Annotated in this window: 17 protein-coding genes and 2 pseudogenes; 6 read left to right on the forward strand and 13 right to left on the reverse strand. The window is 60.9% G+C overall.

All coding sequences use genetic code 11. The annotated features are described in order from the left end of the window. Positions 1-86 precede the first annotated feature (86 nt). The gene (locus tag ABFX23_RS16560) at positions 87-986 is read left to right on the forward strand and encodes a LysR family transcriptional regulator (RefSeq protein ID WP_346034075.1); all 900 of its coding nucleotides are present in this window, start codon (positions 87-89) and stop codon (positions 984-986) included. 166 nt (positions 987-1,152) lie between these two features. Here the strand turns inward: ABFX23_RS16560 and ABFX23_RS16565 are convergent, their stop codons facing one another. From ABFX23_RS16565 to ABFX23_RS16585, 5 genes are all read right to left on the reverse strand, one after another. Beyond that, positions 1,153-1,482 (reverse strand): helix-turn-helix domain-containing protein, encoded by a 330-nt coding sequence (locus ABFX23_RS16565; RefSeq protein ID WP_346034076.1) that lies wholly within the window; start codon positions 1,480-1,482, stop codon positions 1,153-1,155. Next, the gene (locus ABFX23_RS16570) at positions 1,469-1,870 is read right to left on the reverse strand and encodes a type II toxin-antitoxin system RelE/ParE family toxin (protein WP_346034077.1); all 402 of its coding nucleotides are present in this window, start codon (positions 1,868-1,870) and stop codon (positions 1,469-1,471) included. Before ABFX23_RS16570 ends, ABFX23_RS16565 begins: the two co-directional genes overlap by 14 nt. Further along, complete coding sequence (locus ABFX23_RS16575; protein ID WP_346034078.1) at positions 1,867-3,072, reverse strand: tyrosine-type recombinase/integrase; 1,206 nt, start codon at positions 3,070-3,072, stop codon at positions 1,867-1,869. Before ABFX23_RS16575 ends, ABFX23_RS16570 begins: the two co-directional genes overlap by 4 nt. Positions 3,073-3,095: 23 nt before the next feature. After that, positions 3,096-4,346 carry a tyrosine-type recombinase/integrase gene (locus ABFX23_RS16580; protein WP_346034079.1) on the reverse strand — a complete coding sequence of 417 codons (1,251 nt, stop codon included), beginning with the start codon at positions 4,344-4,346 and terminating at the stop codon, positions 3,096-3,098. Positions 4,347-4,856: 510 nt separating this feature from the next. Further along, a complete protein-coding gene (locus tag ABFX23_RS16585; protein WP_029140018.1) occupies positions 4,857-5,078 on the reverse strand; it encodes a hypothetical protein in 222 nt (73 codons plus the stop codon). 343 nt (positions 5,079-5,421) lie between these two features. Here ABFX23_RS16585 and ABFX23_RS16590 point away from each other — a divergent pair, with 343 nt between their 5' ends. After that, a complete protein-coding gene (locus tag ABFX23_RS16590; RefSeq protein ID WP_083825588.1) occupies positions 5,422-5,688 on the forward strand; it encodes a DUF6437 family protein in 267 nt (88 codons plus the stop codon). A 66-nt stretch (positions 5,689-5,754) separates the two neighbouring features. On the opposite strand, the gene ABFX23_RS16595 is transcribed toward ABFX23_RS16590, so the two are convergent. The 6 genes and pseudogenes from ABFX23_RS16595 to ABFX23_RS16615 all read right to left on the reverse strand — a co-directional run bounded on the left by ABFX23_RS16595 (position 5,755) and on the right by ABFX23_RS16615 (position 8,889). Beyond that, positions 5,755-6,153: a single-stranded DNA-binding protein gene (locus tag ABFX23_RS16595; protein ID WP_010412500.1), complete on the reverse strand. Its 399-nt coding sequence runs from the start codon at positions 6,151-6,153 to the stop codon at positions 5,755-5,757. A 275-nt stretch (positions 6,154-6,428) separates the two neighbouring features. After that, positions 6,429-6,692 carry a hypothetical protein gene (locus ABFX23_RS16600; RefSeq protein ID WP_011413782.1) on the reverse strand — a complete coding sequence of 88 codons (264 nt, stop codon included), beginning with the start codon at positions 6,690-6,692 and terminating at the stop codon, positions 6,429-6,431. 69 nt (positions 6,693-6,761) lie between these two features. Then, positions 6,762-7,697 carry a DUF2493 domain-containing protein gene (locus ABFX23_RS16605; protein WP_170002880.1) on the reverse strand — a complete coding sequence of 312 codons (936 nt, stop codon included), beginning with the start codon at positions 7,695-7,697 and terminating at the stop codon, positions 6,762-6,764. A gap of 219 nt (positions 7,698-7,916) precedes the next feature. Continuing rightward, positions 7,917-8,099: pseudogene (locus ABFX23_RS17820) on the reverse strand (hypothetical protein); the annotation flags it as partial. Continuing rightward, positions 8,093-8,278 (reverse strand): annotated as a pseudogene (locus ABFX23_RS16610) (ArdC-like ssDNA-binding domain-containing protein); the annotation flags it as partial. The pseudogenes ABFX23_RS17820 and ABFX23_RS16610, both read right to left, overlap by 7 nt. 221 nt (positions 8,279-8,499) lie before the next feature. Beyond that, the gene (locus ABFX23_RS16615; protein ID WP_007163748.1) at positions 8,500-8,889 is read right to left on the reverse strand and encodes a MerR family transcriptional regulator; all 390 of its coding nucleotides are present in this window, start codon (positions 8,887-8,889) and stop codon (positions 8,500-8,502) included. Between the two features lie 75 nt (positions 8,890-8,964). Between ABFX23_RS16615 and ABFX23_RS16620 the strand changes: the two genes are divergently transcribed. The 4 genes from ABFX23_RS16620 to ABFX23_RS16635 are packed head-to-tail and all read left to right on the forward strand — an operon-like array spanning position 8,965 to position 11,230. Next, positions 8,965-9,312, forward strand: coding sequence for a mercuric transporter MerT family protein (locus tag ABFX23_RS16620; protein WP_007163747.1), 348 nt, complete (start codon positions 8,965-8,967; stop codon positions 9,310-9,312). Then, complete coding sequence (locus tag ABFX23_RS16625; protein WP_081432306.1) at positions 9,305-9,517, forward strand: GDCCVxC domain-containing (seleno)protein; 213 nt, start codon at positions 9,305-9,307, stop codon at positions 9,515-9,517. Before ABFX23_RS16620 ends, ABFX23_RS16625 begins: the two co-directional genes overlap by 8 nt. After that, positions 9,510-10,841, forward strand: coding sequence for a dihydrolipoyl dehydrogenase family protein (locus ABFX23_RS16630; RefSeq protein ID WP_011414915.1), 1,332 nt, complete (start codon positions 9,510-9,512; stop codon positions 10,839-10,841). The genes ABFX23_RS16625 and ABFX23_RS16630 overlap by 8 nt, the downstream gene beginning before the upstream one ends. Next, the gene (locus ABFX23_RS16635) at positions 10,838-11,230 is read left to right on the forward strand and encodes a hypothetical protein (protein ID WP_011414916.1); all 393 of its coding nucleotides are present in this window, start codon (positions 10,838-10,840) and stop codon (positions 11,228-11,230) included. Before ABFX23_RS16630 ends, ABFX23_RS16635 begins: the two co-directional genes overlap by 4 nt. A gap of 229 nt (positions 11,231-11,459) precedes the next feature. Here the strand turns inward: ABFX23_RS16635 and ABFX23_RS16640 are convergent, their stop codons facing one another. Both ABFX23_RS16640 and ABFX23_RS16645 read right to left on the reverse strand, forming a co-directional pair. Continuing rightward, a complete protein-coding gene (locus ABFX23_RS16640; RefSeq protein WP_346034080.1) occupies positions 11,460-13,433 on the reverse strand; it encodes a ParB/RepB/Spo0J family partition protein in 1,974 nt (657 codons plus the stop codon). 104 nt (positions 13,434-13,537) lie between these two features. Beyond that, positions 13,538-15,375, reverse strand: a 1,838-nt coding sequence (locus ABFX23_RS16645; protein WP_346034081.1) for a strawberry notch C-terminal domain-containing protein, incomplete at its 5' end; no start/stop codon positions are given.

A 15,375-nucleotide genomic window follows, 5' to 3' on the forward strand; every position in this document is an offset into this window, starting at 1 on the left:
TATCAATGACAGCGAAAATGCGCCCAACATCTTTATCAGTCCAATTTTATGTTTTTATCAATTTAGATAACTGCTACTTATGGTTTATGCGCTTGGACAACTTCGATCTCAACTTGCTGGTTGTATTCGATATTCTACTCGAGGAACGCAGCGTGACGCGCGCCGCCAAGAGGCTCAATGTCACGCAACCTGCGATCAGCGCTGCACTCAAGCGCCTGCGTGAGAGCTTTCAGGATGAGTTGCTCGTCCAACACGGCAAGAAAATGATCCCGACCCAGCATGCTCTGGCACTGGCACCCGAGGTTAGCGCGGAACTCGTTCGCCTGAAGAGCCTGATAGCTACCAGTACAAAGTTCGATCCCAGGACCTCGAAGCGGCGTTTCCGCATCAGCGCATCGGATTACATCACCACCGTTTTGCTGGTTCCTTTGATCGGGGATCTTCAGGAAGAGGCGCCGGGCATCAGGCTCGATTTGACGCTACCCGACGAGAACAGTCTGGGCCGCCTCGAAGCCGGCGAAATCGACCTTATCCTCACTCCTGACGAATTCATGCAGGGCGACCATCCGCGAGAACTGCTTTTCGAAGAACGACACGTGGTTGCGGGTTGGCGCGAGAATCCGGTCTTCGAGCAAGGAATGACGCTGGAACGGTTCCTCAGCTGCGGTCACGTCGCAGTGCGCATCTCTGGCCAGCACACCTTCATCGAGGCATTCCTGCGCAAGAGCGTGCCCAATCGACACATCGAAGTTTCTGCCCAGTCCTTCATCCAGGTGCCATGGCTCTTGCGCGGTACGCAAAGGCTTTCTGTCATGCACGAGCGGCTGGCAAAGGCCACTGCGGTCGAACTGGACCTGACGATCATTGAGGCACCATTCAAGCTGCCGGTGATGCGCGAAATGATGCAGCACCATAGCACCCGAGCTCACGATGCCGGGCTCACATGGTTGAGGGACAGGATCAAGCTATCGGCGGATCAGAGCTGAAGATTGTAGCGCAGCACAATGCGTTTGCGTGAAGCGGGGAAATCTGGCCACGATGCCATACCCTATAACAATGTGTGCGCTCGGGAAGGCAGTTGATACGCCTTGAGAAGAAAATCTGATCCTAGTATTCTATATCGCAAAGCCGACTTTCCGCTAACGACCCAGTTCAAGCCACTGCATCCAACCCGTTGCGCTGAATGATCGACAGCAGCCTCAGCGCTGGACCTCCCGGTTTCTTCGCGCCGCGCTCCCAGTCCGAAACAAGGTTCTTTGACACATTGAGGTAGCGCGCGAACACCGGCTGCGAGACATGCTCTGCCTCGCGAATCGCTCTGATCTCTTCCGGTGCAAGGACCGGAGCAGGCGCAAGGCACGCTTCATCGAACTCGCGCATTGTGCGTTTGTCGATGCTGCCCGCATCGTGGAGGCCTTCCATCATTTCGTGGACGGCGGCCATCGCCTCGCTCTTGTAGGTCTTTGCCTTAGTCTTTCTCATCGTCTTTCACCTCGACCAATCGGCCTGCTTCAACTTCCGTTTCGATCTCGTCATCACCAAGCTCCAGCATGATTCTGGCGGCCTTGCGATAGACCTTCAATTCTGCCGCACTCAGGTTCGCCTTGGCGCTCTTGGCAAAAGCAAACACGAAAATGGCCCGCTCGCCCGAACGGAAGATCAGGATCGAGCGATAGCCACCCGATTTTCCTCCGCCTTCGCGCGCGATGCGTTGCTTGATGAGACCGCTGCCGAGATCGGCATCGATCAGGCCGGATTCGGCCCGATGCACGGCATCAGCAAGCGTTGCATCGCCGATCTTTTCCTTTGCCGCGAACTTGGCGAACCAGCGGTTGGCATAGATGCGGATGCGCGGGTTCTTGAATTTCACAGCACCGCCTCACTATCACACATAGTGTTATGGTTCAATGAAAGACTATCTCCCATCATTTCTTCGATCAGATCGCCAATGCGCTGCCCAGCTTCGATGACCGGGCCATCGTCTAAGTGAGCGTAGCGGGCGGTGGTCGTCACATGCCTGTGGCCCAGCAATTTACCGATCATCGGCAGTGTTTCGGAACGGGCTGCCGCGTGGCTGGCAAAGCTGTGCCGCAGGTCGTGGAGACGAACACCCGGTAGCTGCGCTTCCGCGCGCACATCCTTCCAACATTCATCCACTACCAGAGGTCGGCGTGTCCTCGGATTCCAGAAAACCTCTGGATGGCTCTTGTGGCGCGGCAGGCATTGCAGGATGGTCCATGCAGCCTCGCCCAGCCAAACCGTTCTTGGTCCAGTCTTGCTGTCAGTCAGCCGCAAGCGCCGTCCTTTCACCTCGCTCCATAGAAGCCCGGTGATCTCGGACTTACGGCAGCCGGTTAGCATTAGCAGGTAGAGAGCAGCGCAATGCAGCGGGTGTGAGTTGCGGTGCTTGTTGATCGCTTCGCCCAGGCGTTGGAACTCCTGATCGGACAGGAAACGCTCGCATTTGCGCCGCCGGTTCACGCGGATTGCGGTGCAGGGGTTCGAACCTTCTGCCTTGATACCCCACTCCTCCGCCTTGTTCATCAGCGCGCGCAGGATTTCATAGGAGCGGTTGGCCGCACCCGGACCTCCGAAGTCGGTTACGCGATTGAACCACTCCTGCACCTGCGCTTCATCGATCTGGTCGAGGAACAATCCTGCAAATGCCGATTGCAGGTAGTTCTGGCGATAAAGTCCATGTGTCGTTTGCGTCGAAGGCTTCCAGCTCGGCGCGACCTTGTGCCAATAGGTTTCGAGAAAGTCGGAATAGAGCGGCACCTTGCGTCGTTGCTTGCGCTTTTCCGCGGGGTTCTTGCCCACCTGCGCGCGGAGCAGAACGCGGCGGGCGACGTCCATGGCCCTCGCCTTGCTCAGCACCTTGGCATTGCCAATCGTTACGGTGCGTGTGCGGCCCTGCATCGCGGCCTGAACGATGTAGATCTTCCGTCCGCTGGCATAGTGCCGGATGCCAAAGCCTGGCAATTGCTTCGACCAGCTCGTTTGCCGCAACTGACTGTCGCCATCGGTCCTGCCAATCGCAACGATCTTCATCGAGCCGATTTCCTCGGCCACGATGGACTTGAGAGTGCGCGCGTTCATCGACCCACTCCCACCAAGCGGGCAATCGACCCCGAGACACGCTCGGCAGCATCGGCAACTACCTCATCCGAGAGATGCGCGTAGCGCGATGTCGTTTCAGCCAGGGCGTGGCCGAGCAGCTTGCCGATCACCATCAGCGAGATGTTGTCGCGAATGGCGGTCGAAGCGAAGCTATGACGCAAGTCATGCAAGCGCACATCGGGCAATGCGGCGCGATTGCGGATGTCCGGCCAGTACATGCTCAGCTTGGTCGGCTTGTCAGGATCACGAGTCGAGGGGAATAGCAGTCCGCTTGCTGTTCGATCCGGGATCATTGCAATGACGCTCACGGCCTGCCGATTGAGATAGATGATCTTCGCCCCCGTCTTGCTGTCCGGCAGCATCAGACGGGGCTCCTGCACCCATTCCCAGCGAAGCTTCTCGATCTCGCCGCAGCGCGCGCCGGTGTAGATCAGAAGACGGATCGCCGCGACGACGAGTGGGTTCTCCACCTCAAAATCAATCAGTGCGGACGCCAGTTGCCCATATTCGCGCGCAGACAAAAAGCGCTCCATTCGCTTGCGCTTGTATCGGGGTGTGCCTCGGCATGGGTTTGATCCACGCGGTCGAAGACCAAGCTTCTCGGCATAGGTCATCATCACTGACAGGATCGGAATGGTTCGATTGAACGTACCCGTGCGCTCGGCAAATCCGTCGCGCCAGAACAAGACATCAGCCTTGGTGATCTCATTGACGCGGCGGTTGCCGAAAGCCGGAAGGATATGGCGCTTGATGCTGCCACAATTGCCTCGCTGGGTGCTTGGTTTCCAATGCCGCGCATAATCTGCCCAGAAGCGTTCGGCGTAATCGCGCATCAATGGCGCCTGCTTTGATCCGGACCTGTCAGTCTTTCGCGTCGGCAGGCCATCGAGCGCCACCTCGATCAGCTTGTCGCGCGCCAGCCTGCGCGCTTCCCGTGCTGTGATCTGGCGCGATGTGCCGAGTGAAACACGCCGCTGCTTGCGGCGCTGACGGAACATCACGAACCAGGTCCGTCGCCCGGAGGGATGCACTCGCAGGCCAAAGCCGGGCAGGTCCTTATCCCAGTACTCAATCATCTCCTTGCCAGGCCTGCGCCGGGCAATATTGCCGTTGAGCCTTACCTTCCGCTCATTCGTCTCACCCTCTCCCTCGCGCCCATCGGTCGCTCCGGAAATCAAGTGATTCTGGCTTGATTTTTCAGGTAGCACATGGCCATTTGCACCCATTGTTCTGCTCCTCGATTTCGAGGAACAAATTCAGGCAACCGTTTGGTAAATAATACCTTTCTGCGGCGAAGCTGCGTACGGTGTGCCAATTCTGTTCCCCATTGTGCGGCGAAATCCAGTGATCATGGTCGCTCCTTTCTCTAAGGCATTTTCCAACTGAGCCCTCGGAGGCGCGAGCATCCAGTTCGCGACCGTAATTGAGCCTGATCTGCGTTTGAATGAATACCACGCACAAGGACCGCACACCCCGCAAAGGCGGCGGCAAAGGAGCGCGTGCGGTGCCCGGGACCGGGGCCTGTCGGTTCCCGCGGCACCGCGCCGGTCCGACCCGCTGTCGTTCGGGCGTGCGTGCGGGGCCCAGAACAAGAAGGCCGCGCCCGCAGGAGCACCGCCGAAGGCGGGGCGGGACCGAGCGCGACCCCAGCCCCGCTCCGCTTTTCGTCCCGCTCCAGTGCCAGCGAACACGAAAAAAGGCAGGAACCGTCACCGGCTCCTGCCCTCGTATGGTCGTCAGTATTCGTCCAGCATGGCTCCATGGACCGTGTGCACCACGCGGCTGGCGAGATGCGCAGGCAGTGCGTTGTAGTCACCCTCGTCCAGGGCGAAGTAGCCCAGGTCTTCATCTTCCACCACGTGCTGGTCGAAGAAACTGTGCTGGGCGCGCCTTTCGGCAACTGCAAGCGCTTCGAAATAGCTGTGCGCGTTCATGTCCAAGGTGCTGAGTGTAGTCATGATATCCTCCTGAAACCTGTCGCTGAGACGACAGGAAACAGGCGGAGGGGCATGGGGCCGGCGGGTCAGGGATCGCCCCGAGGGCGACCGCGAAGCGGCGGTGGGGGCAACGATTTTGTCGGACCGGAGCAAAGCGCAGGGGAGGCAAAATGGTGGGGCCCCGCCGTCCTTGACGCGCCGGCCCCATGCCCATCACCCTTGGAATTCGGTGAGCCAGCCCCCTCCCCCGCTCCGTTACGTAGTGCAAGGGACGACCAGCGCGATTGGACTTTCCTACAGGCTGTGCCCGGGTGCATGTTGATCGAAGGGAGGAACCACCGAGGGGTGCAGGAAAGGAACCCCGATGCCAACCAAACGAAGCGCTGTCGCAGCACTCCGGAAACTCGAGGCCGACCGGCTGGCACTTGCCGAGCGCCAGAAGCTACTTGAAGCTCAAGCCGCCCTAGAACTGGGACGCATCATCCTGGGAACGGGGCTTGAGACCTTCTCGAAGAAGGCGCTCGCAAGAGTTGCCGGAGAGCTCGGAAAGCTCGGTGAAGAGGCGTCTCTGCAGAAGCTGCTTCCACCGGCTCGCTCGTCTCCTCGCACCGAACAGCCATCCGGAGAGTAGGAACAGCAAGAAGGGGCCCTGTCCGGTTGGACAGGACCCCTTCGGGAGGGAGATCGACGGGAGAGTTCAGTCGATATCGGGAGCGTCGGTGTTGTCGTTCTCGTCGGCCGACCCATTGCCGCGGGAGAGGAAGTCGACCTTGTCGGCGAGGATCTCGGTTCCGTAACGGGTAACCCCGTCCTTGTCCTCCCACTGTGTGTAGTGGATGCGGCCCTGGACGCTGACGAGCTGGCCCTTGGAGCAGTATTGGCCGACGGTCTTGGCGAGGCCGTTGAAGCAGGTCACCCGGTGGAACTCGCTTTCCTTGGCGGTGTAGCCGTTCTCGTCCTTGTAGGTCTTGCCGTCCTTGTCGCGTGCGGGACGATCGGTGACGACTGTGATCCCGGCAACGTTGGTGCCGCCTTTGGTCTCGCGGGTGTCGGGATCGCGAGCGATGCGGCCGGTGAGGATTGCGATATTGGTCATGGTGTAAGTCCTTCAGTTCCTCAAACCGGAGACCATCTCCGGCTTGCGAACATCCAGAAGAAGCAGGACATGGGAGGACTGCACCGCAGGAGCGAAGCTCCAAGGGAAACCTGTTCATGACGGGTGGTGCGGGCAGGCGCGCGAAGCGCGACAACACGGCCGTCAAAGGAACGGGTTGCTGTCCTCAGCTGGCCTGGTTCAGGACTGTTCGCGACAAAAGCCGGATGGGTATCGGGTGTGGGCCTGAAGGCTCGCGTATTCCCAATGCAATCAGCTTACCCATCGCCTTCCGATGCTGCCAGGAGATCCATGAAGTTGCGAGCTGCTTGCCGGTCTTCCTCGTTTTCGAACGCCACATCAAGATCGGGGGCGGATCCGAACATGTGGAGGAATGACCACAGCGCAAAGCGCTTGCCCCGGTCCTCCTCAAGGCCGAGATCGACCCGGCAGTGCTCAATGCCGGCTGCAAAGGTATCGGGAGAAACCCCGGAAAGGTCGGTGGTGGCAAAGTAGCGCTGCAGCAGATCGTCAAGTTGCATGAGCAGTTTATAGCCGGGTCTGTGCCGAATGGACATCGCGCCATGAAGATGCAGATGATGAAGGGCCCCTCAGGACCCAGGCGAGGTGCCCAAGAGGCCGCGACGATCGACCACGGTGATCCGGCGCGTCTTAGCATCGATCACCAGTCGTTCGGTGACGCCATTGCCGGGAAAGGCGACGACATAACGCGGATTGAGCGAGAGCATCTGCTCGTTGCGCTTGAATCCGGCGCGGGCACCAAGCCGACGATCAAGTGAGTAGGTCAGTTGCTGTACTTCGCGGCGCTCGGCCCAGCTCGCGGCCAGGCGATCGGCACCCTTGCCGTCGCCACCATGAACCAGGAAGAGATCAGGAACCACATCGCGAACCTTGTCCAGCGTCGCCCAAACATTTTCGGCATAACGCTTCGCATCCTCGGCGCTCTCGAAGCTTTGGCGACCACCGGCAAAGACTACCGGAGTGCCCTCCGGAATCAGGGCATGACGCCGGTTCTCCGCGCGTGCGCGCAGGAAATCGCGGGCATCGATCACGGCCGATGTGAGATTTCGCGAATGGTTCGTGCGCGAGCCGGAAACGGGCTTCCACGAGGAACCGGTCTCGTCGCGATAAAGTGCTGCCGTCGCCTCGCGCATTTGCTCGAAGGCCAGCATGCTGGCTTCGGCAGCCTGCGCGCGCTCGACCTGCTCTTCCAGATTGCTCGAATGCACTTCGGATCCATCAGCGGATGCCAGCAGAGTCCGGATCTCGTCGCTGGCCCGATCCAATTGAGCCGACTTACGGCTGGCTGCGCGGTGAAAGAGATTGACCATGCCCCAGGCAATATCCTCGGCATCAGCCTCCAAAGCAGTGTCGGAAAACATCGCGAAAAGGTCGGACCATACGGCGCCAAGTGTCTGGTCGATCGCGTCCTCGCAGGGAAAGTCGGTTGCATTGAATGGGGCGGGCCTGATGCTGAGGCTTGAAAGGTCAAGGCCGCTCAACTGGTCGATGAAGCTGTCGTACATGGGGTGTCTCCTGATCGCGGGGACAAGGAGAGGAGGCACCATTGCCTCGGCCCTGTCCGCCGGAGCCCGATCAGAGCCGGGAGAAGGGGCGAGACGCACCGCGCAGCGGGAAACCTGCGGCCCTAGGCTGGCGCGGGCAACACGGGCCGACGGGCCGCAGGTTGCGGCTCGCCACGACCGGCCCAAGGGCCTCTCCCGGCGGACTGGGATGAGGCAGGATCAGGACCCGCTGTCGCAGGTGGATCGGGAGCGCTCGAAGATCGCTTCACCATTCGAGAACCGCCCAACCAGGCGCAGCTCACCAAACAGGTCGATGAACTTTCCTGACACCTGGGCGAGCCAGTGCCGTGCCCTTGCCGTTCTTGGGATGTAGAAATCCGCCTCCCAGTACCGGGCACCGTCCACAACCAGAAGGTGTTCATCCCGCGATAGGGGGTCCCGCAGGAGCGTAAGGGCCGCGAAACCGGTACGCCACGCCACGGCTTGACCCAGGGCTTTGTGCCTTGCTCGAGCTTTTCGATGATGGCAGCGGTAATGCGCTGGGCTGGCGAAGTCGAAGCACTGCGGCGATACTTGGTCATGGGAGTTCTCCTGATGGCCGGGACGGACATATCCCGGCTCAGGATGAGCAAAGCTGCCTCCTCTCTCCTTCAATGATGACCGTTATGCGCCCCAATTCTGGTCGTAGGCCGCACATTGCAAGGTGCCCGAAAGCGGACCGCTTGCTTTTCTGATCCGGCAGGCTGCGCCAATTTTGAGTGCTGGGTGGAAACCCGTTGGTCTGTAGCTTGAATTCGCTGGGCTAGCCTTCGCCCGCGAGGCTTTCCAATACCGGGCACCGATCATTGCTCGTGGTGCCACATTGCTCGATCAGTTTAGCGAGAGCGTTCTCCATACGCTCAAGGTCGGCCCGCTTCGCACGGATGTTTGCGAGGTGCTGTTCGGCGATCGATTGCACCTCATCGCAACGCACTTCCTGACCTGGCGTTAAGTCAAGCAATGCCCGCACCTCTTCGAGGGAAAATCCGAGTTCGCGCGCGCGCCGAATGAAGCGGAGGCGCTCCGTGTCGTGAGGACCATAGTCGCGGTAGGCGCCCCTTCTCGGCGGAGCATCGATAACGCCTATCCGTTCGTAATACCGGATTGTCTCGATGTTACACCCGGTCCGCTTCGCCACTTCGCCAATTTTCAAAGCCAACCTCTTGAGTCTGTAGTTGCTACAGACTGTAAATAGGTGTGCGAATCGAGGTTTGCAAAAGGACGATCGATGCGCGGCATCAGCACATGGTGGAACGGATTGGCGACGGGCGGAGGTATCTTTGCAGCCTTCGGGGCAGCTGCATGCTGTGCACTGCCCTTGATGCTCGCGTCGGTGGGTGTGGGCTCGGCGTGGCTTGGCAGCATCTCGCCGGTCCTGGCCCCCTATCGCGTCCCGTTGCTGACCCTGGCGTCGGCTCTTCTTCTCGCTGCGACCCTCCGTTTGCTCTGGCAGTTTCGGCAGGCACGAACATGCCCGGCGGACAGTGCATGCGGATCATCGACTTATCGAGCGCTGACCGCCATAGGAATTGCCATCGGTGCGGCGCTGCTGACAGGTGCCTTCCTCTATGGCTGATCCGATCCTGATCTCGCGCTTGCGCTGTCCCGAATGCGGTCATGAGGAGGACATGGAAATGCCGACCAACGCTTGCCTGTTCTTCCATAACTGCGCGGGTTGCGGCGTTCGCCTTCAGCCGCTCCAAGGCGATTGCTGCGTGTTTTGCTCGTACGGCACCGTTCCCTGCCCCCCAATACAGGAAGGGGATTGCTGCCATGGCTGAGGCTTTCGATTTCGTCGCCATCGGATCGGGAACTGCTGCGCAGGTCGCGGTCCACCAGATGGCCAACGCCGGGAAGCGCTGCGCGGTTATCGATTATCGGCCTTACGGTGGCACATGTGCGCTTCGAGGGTGCGACCCGAAAAAGATGATGGTGAGCGGAGAGGAAGCGCTCGCGGCATACAGGCGAATGAAGGGGAAGGGCATCAAGGGCTCGGTTTCAATTGATTGGGCCGACCTCCAGGCATTCAAGCGCAGCTTTACCGACCCCGTCCCTGAAAAGCAGGAAGCTCGCTACGAGCGTAAGGGCGTCGCGACTTTTCACGGCGCGGCACGCTTTGCTGGCCCCGACAGGATCGTGATAGGCGACCGGGAACTGAGTTTCTCGCACGCTCTTATCGCAACGGGAGCAGAGCCTCGACCGCTTGGGATCGAAGGTGAGGAATTGCTGATTCACAGCGATGCATTCCTAGAACTCAAAACCCTTCCAGATCGGATCGTATTCGTCGGCGGCGGATACATTGCCGCAGAATTTGCCCACCTCGCCGCGCGCGCCGGTGCAAAGGTCACAATCTTCCAACGAGGCCGCATTCTGAAAGCCTTCGACCCTGACACGGTCGATTGGCTCATGCCAAGTTTCGATGATCTCGGCATCGAAATTGTGGACGCTGAAGTGGACCGCGTAACGAAGAAAGGCAGCGTGCTGACCGTCCATGCTGGCGACCGCAGGATCGAAGGGAGCCTGGTGGTGCACGCTGCCGGAAGAATCCCTGCGATCGGCTCGCTCGATCTGGAGGCGGGAGACGTCGCCTGTGACGCGGGTCGCTTGGCACTTACCGCCCAGCTACGGAGCCAAAGTAACCCCAAGGTCTTCGCGGCAGGTGACGCTGCTGCAAATGGCCCGCCACTGACTCCAGTCTCCAGTAACGATGCCAAGGTCGTGGTAGAAAACATACTCGATGATACCGGTCGAACTCCGAACTATCGAGGGGTGCCAAGTGCACTTTTCACGGAGCCGCCGGCGGCCAGGGTCGGAATGCTGGAAAGCGAGGCGCGTGAGGCAGGGCTGGATTTCACGGTGCATGCTGGCTCGCACCCTGGTTGGTTCTCGGCGAGGCGGCTGAACGAAGAGATCTACGGCCACAAGCTGCTGGTCGAGAACGGAACGGGACGCATCCTTGGAGCCCACTTGGTCGGCCCTGACGCCGACGAGCTCGTCAATATCTTCGGCTTGGCCATGCGCCATGGGCTAAACGCGGACGACATCAAATCTACCATGTTCGCTTATCCGACGGCGGCCTCCGATGCAGGGTATATGTTGGGATGAGCAACGCGGAAGCCACCAACAAGCGTGACTTGGCCGCCAACCGTCTGCACCGTATCCTAATCTGGGGCGTGCCGTTTGCGGCGCTAATCGGCCTAAACTTTACCGCAGAACTTCTGCAACCGAACGAGAGGGTGGAAATCGCGGCGGTGCTGTTCCTATGGATGGGGGCGGCGTGCTCGTTAAACGCTTTGCGTTGCCGTCGGCTTCACTGCATGATCGCAGGGCCAGCATTTCTGATTGGTGCTGCGCTTTTTGCCATGGTGGCATTCGGCTTGGCTGATTTCGGGAAACACGGTCCAAGCGTCATCATCTGGGTCACGTTTGGGGTAGTTGCTGGCAGCTTTATCGCCGAACGGATAGCAGGGAAGTATTGGCGAAGACCGGCGTAAGCTCAGGTTTCTGTTCACAGCGAAATAGAAACGAGACCCTCTCCACCAAGAACCTTTTCAAAGCGAACACGAGCGGGTGGTCTCGATCAAGCAGACTGCCGTCTGCTTCTGCTGCGCAGTCGCCTGGGAGCGGACTGTTAGCAACCGGCCCAAAATTTGACATGGAAAAGGCGGCCCGTCCCGATTGGGACGGACCGCCCGCCGAGTGACCTGGACCTGTCAGGAGGGGTCAGGCAGCCTGCTCGGCAATTTCGTCAGTTGCTTCCACGTTGGCCGCCTCGTCGCCTCCGTGGTCCGCCAGTTCGGCTTCTTCAGAACCGGCGAAACGCATTATAGGTGGAACCCAGGCGTGCGCCCGTTCCTTGACCTCGGGCTCGCCAATGAAGTTGCCGGAGAAGATGCGCTCGGCAGCGCTCGCCAGTTCGGCCTTCTTCGATGCGGCATAGCGACTGACGAGTTCGGGACCGCCGGCGCCATCGAGCGCTTCGAGCGTGCGAGCCTTGGCCACGCGGTCGAAGTAGTTGGCCGCCGTGGGACGCCACCAATGCGCGGTCTCGATTTCAAGTAACGAGCCAAGCGCCTCGTGCAGCGGCACCGAACGTTCGCCTTCGCACGCAAGGCTTGCAACTAGAGTGCGCGAGACGACATGGCCGAGCCAGGCCGAACGCGCCTCATCGGAAAGCGCCCGGAACCTCGCAAACCGCTTCACGTCGCATTCACCAGCACGCCAGCTTTCATCGAGCGACCCGGCAAACTCGGCCAGGGCAGCGCTCGCCGGCGCATCCTTGGCCTCAAACCCGGTGACCGGGCCGGAAGCGACAGAGCCGACCAGCGTCGACGCTTTCTTGGCGCGCCAGTCATGTCCATCGACATCGGCAAGCGTGAAGACCATGAAGTCGAGCGCCAGTGCCGGATCGTTGGCGAGATGGATCGCAAGGATGTCGCGGCGCTGCATGGCCAGTTCGTCGAGCAGGCGCTGGGACAGCGAGCTGCCCTTGGGCTTCGCCGCACCGCTCTCTTCAATGGCCTCGATCACGCCTTCGTCAGCGATGACTTCGGTCTCGGTGTAGAACTGCGGGACCAAGGTCGGCTCGCCATTGCGCGAGAGGACTAGGAAGGCACCAGCCTCGGATTTCAGTTCGTCAGCGAGGACCGGCGGCCGGTCATTGAGCGCGCGCATGGCGCGGTCGATGACGACGAGTTCCTGTTCGGCCTTGGCGACCTCGTCCTCGTCGCTGTCTTCGTCTTCGAGCACGGCGGCGACGCGGTCGTAGTCGGCCTCGAGCTCACCGAGCTCCTGCGCTTCCTGCTCGGTCATTGGCGCAGGCTCGCAGGGCAAGCGACCGAGACCTTCAACAAGGTCGTGGCTGACGTAGTTGCCAAGCGTCGGCCGGACCCAGGCAAGGCCAAATTCGAGCGCGGTCTTTTCTGCGGCTTCGTCCATGGCCTTGTGCGCGAGGTCTTCGAGCAGCGCGACATCGATCCAGCTCTCGCTGGCGTCATCGTCGAACAGTTCGCGCTCAATCCGGCCGCCTGCGGCGAGATAGGCATCGCGTCCGACAAGCACGGCCCGCGGATCGGAACCACGCACCGTGGCATCAAGCACCATGCGGCGGATCGTGTCAGGCGTGATCTGGTACCAGGCATCCTGCAGCTCGGCATAGACATGCGCCTGGCGCTCGACGTCGGAGATCGCGCCGTAGGCCTTGGCCATGTCGAGCGTGATCGTGCCTTCGGCGAGCGCTTCGAAGACGCAGGGTGCCAGACTTGCCAAACGCAGGCGCCCTTCGACGAACCGGACGGTGAGGCCGAAGCGTCGCGCTACGTCTTCCGTCGTAGCTCCTGCTTCGATGATGGAGGCGAAGGCCTGCGCCTCGTCGGCCGGGTTCATCGCGAGTCGCTGGAAGTTCTCGGCGAGGCTGGCTTCGCGCACTTCGCTTTCCTCGCCTTCGATCACGAGGCAGGTGACTTCGTGCGTGTCAGGCAAGGTGCCCTCTTCGGCCAGCGCCTGCAGCGCGGCGAGACGGCGACCGCCGGCCTCGACTTCGAATTTGCCGCGCTTTCCTTTGCGCACGACGAGGTTCTGCAGCAGGCCGCGCGCAGCAATGTCTGCCCGCAGCTGGAGGTCGGCCAGCACGTCGCTCGACTTGCGAACGTTGCGCGGGCTCGGGACGAGCTTCTTCAAGGGAATCGAATGGATCATGGGTGTTCTCCTGATGGAATGAAGGCGCAGGTGAGGATCACGAGGCCCACAAGCCCAAAGGGCTCCCTCCACTCTCATTTTGGGATTGGGGTCTGCCCGAGGGATCAGGCGGCAAGCGCGGGGAGAACCGACGAGGCATTCGACACCGGGACGAACAGGCGCGTGCGGTAGCGGATGATCTCGGTGAAGCAGCCTTTGCCCTTGTACCAGTCGAGCCGATCGGGCGAGAACCCGGTCAGTTCAAGCCGCTGTTCGCCGCCGACCAGCGATCGCTTGACGGTCAAGGCATCGTGGCTTGCGAGGCCCAGCGGCTTGCCGTTGGCGATGACGAGGTTGCCGATCTGCTCAGGCGCCGGTCCGGTAACTCCGGAAAGACCAAAGGTCTCGGCGATTGCGGCGAGATCGATATCGAGCACTTCACGCCCAATGATCGACTGGCCGTCCTCGGCAACGAGCCGAGTGACGCGCACATGATCGCCGGGCAGGCGCTTCCAGACCGGTAGCAACAGGCCGGTAGCAAGATGGACGCGCTCGGTGACCGGTGAAGCAGCGGCCTCTTCTTCCTCGTCCCGCCAGGCGCTCGTGAACGCAGTGACGCCCACCTCCTCCCAGTGGCTTTCAGCAAGCGCCTCAAGCGTCCAGTTGGCGGACTTGAGCGGTCGCAGCAGGCGCCGGCGCTCGATCACGGCCCCATCGTCAGCGATGAGACGCCGGGCCGGAACCGAGAGCGCGACTTTGCCCGAGCGCGCATTGCGCATCGGGATCGCATGCAGGTTGCCAATCTCGTGCATCCGGACGAGGCGCTGCAATTGCAAAGGCCGAAGGTGCCTCGTCACTTCGAGCGAGATGAGACGTGTTTCTGCTCCGGTCACGGGGTCGGTGCGCAGGAGTTCATCTGCCAGGACCGTGAAACGATCGACGCTGACGGTCTCAAGACCCTGGTCGAGCGTTCCGGCTTCGCGCGCGGCTTCGATCCGCGCTTCGACGAGGCCAAGATATTCGTCGAATATGGCGTCCTGGAGCGCGATCGGCAGCGCAAGAATGCGGTTCAGCCAGCGCTGGATGGTGGGGAGATTGTCGGTCAGCCCGCCATCGGGGTTTTCGAGACGGAGGCCGGTTCGCTCGACGAATTGGCCGAAGCTCGTGGCTTCGAGCTTGCCGTCATAGAGCAGCTGAAACCAGCGGCTAAGCGCATCGCGCGCATAGTCGCTTTCGAGATTGTCTGCCGGGTCGAACAGGTTTTGTCCGCCGGTCTGGCGCTGGCCGCGCGTCAGTGCGCCTAATGCATCGAGCCTGCGCGCAATGGTCGAGATGAAGCGGCGTTCGCCCTTCACGTCGGTGGTTACCGGGCAGAACAGCGGGGCCGAGGCCTGGTTGGTGCGGTTGGTACGGCCGAGACCCTGGATGGCGTTGTCGGCGCGCCAGCCCGGCTCGAGCAGGAAATGGACCCGGCGTTGCTGATTCCGACAGCCGAGGTCGGCATGATAGGAACGCCCAGTACCGCCGGCATCCGAGAAGACCAGGATGCGCTTGGTCCCTTCCATGAAGCTTTGCGCTTCGGCGACATTCGCACTGGGGCTCCGGCGTTCGAGGCGCTGCTGACCATCGCGGCCCAGGACCAGCCTGCGGGTCCGGCCCGTGACCTCGGCCACCGCCTCGGTCCCGAAGTGCTCGATGATCGCATCGAGCGCTGTGGCGATAGGCGGCAGCGCACAGAGCTGTTCGATCAGTGCATCGCGCGCGGCGATGGCACGCGAGCAGAAAACGGGATTGCCCTCCTCGTCGCTCATCGCCTCGGAGCGAAGATTGCCGTCCTCGTCGGCGAAGACCTGCATCAATCGTATCGGGAAGCTCTTCGTAAGGTAGTCGATGACGTATTCTTTGCAGTCGCAGTTTATGTCGAGTGTCGCAGCCGGTGGCACGGGATTGCGTCGGTTTTCCA

This window comes from Erythrobacter westpacificensis (assembly GCF_039542285.1).
In the GTDB taxonomy this organism is placed as follows: Bacteria; Pseudomonadota; Alphaproteobacteria; order Sphingomonadales; family Sphingomonadaceae; genus Alteraurantiacibacter; species Alteraurantiacibacter westpacificensis.

What these genes read in the sequence shown, in the direction of transcription:
- ABFX23_RS16565 (WP_346034076.1), bottom strand. Translation starts at nt 1,482, where the DNA reads ATGAGAAAGACTAAGGCAAAGACCTACAAGAGCGAGGCGATGGCCGCC.
- ABFX23_RS16580 (WP_346034079.1), bottom strand. Translation starts at nt 4,346, where the DNA reads ATGGGTGCAAATGGCCATGTGCTACCTGAAAAATCAAGCCAGAATCAC.
- ABFX23_RS16585 (WP_029140018.1), bottom strand. Translation starts at nt 5,078, where the DNA reads ATGACTACACTCAGCACCTTGGACATGAACGCGCACAGCTATTTCGAA.
- ABFX23_RS16595 (WP_010412500.1), bottom strand. Translation starts at nt 6,153, where the DNA reads ATGACCAATATCGCAATCCTCACCGGCCGCATCGCTCGCGATCCCGAC.
- ABFX23_RS16600 (WP_011413782.1), bottom strand. Translation starts at nt 6,692, where the DNA reads ATGCAACTTGACGATCTGCTGCAGCGCTACTTTGCCACCACCGACCTT.
- ABFX23_RS16630 (WP_011414915.1), top strand. Translation starts at nt 9,510, where the DNA reads ATGGCTGAGGCTTTCGATTTCGTCGCCATCGGATCGGGAACTGCTGCG.
- ABFX23_RS16620 (WP_007163747.1), top strand. Translation starts at nt 8,965, where the DNA reads ATGCGCGGCATCAGCACATGGTGGAACGGATTGGCGACGGGCGGAGGT.
- ABFX23_RS16605 (WP_170002880.1), bottom strand. Translation starts at nt 7,697, where the DNA reads ATGTACGACAGCTTCATCGACCAGTTGAGCGGCCTTGACCTTTCAAGC.
- ABFX23_RS16640 (WP_346034080.1), bottom strand. Translation starts at nt 13,433, where the DNA reads ATGATCCATTCGATTCCCTTGAAGAAGCTCGTCCCGAGCCCGCGCAAC.
- ABFX23_RS16635 (WP_011414916.1), top strand. Translation starts at nt 10,838, where the DNA reads ATGAGCAACGCGGAAGCCACCAACAAGCGTGACTTGGCCGCCAACCGT.
- ABFX23_RS16590 (WP_083825588.1), top strand. Translation starts at nt 5,422, where the DNA reads ATGCCAACCAAACGAAGCGCTGTCGCAGCACTCCGGAAACTCGAGGCC.
- ABFX23_RS16560 (WP_346034075.1), top strand. Translation starts at nt 87, where the DNA reads ATGCGCTTGGACAACTTCGATCTCAACTTGCTGGTTGTATTCGATATT.
- ABFX23_RS16625 (WP_081432306.1), top strand. Translation starts at nt 9,305, where the DNA reads ATGGCTGATCCGATCCTGATCTCGCGCTTGCGCTGTCCCGAATGCGGT.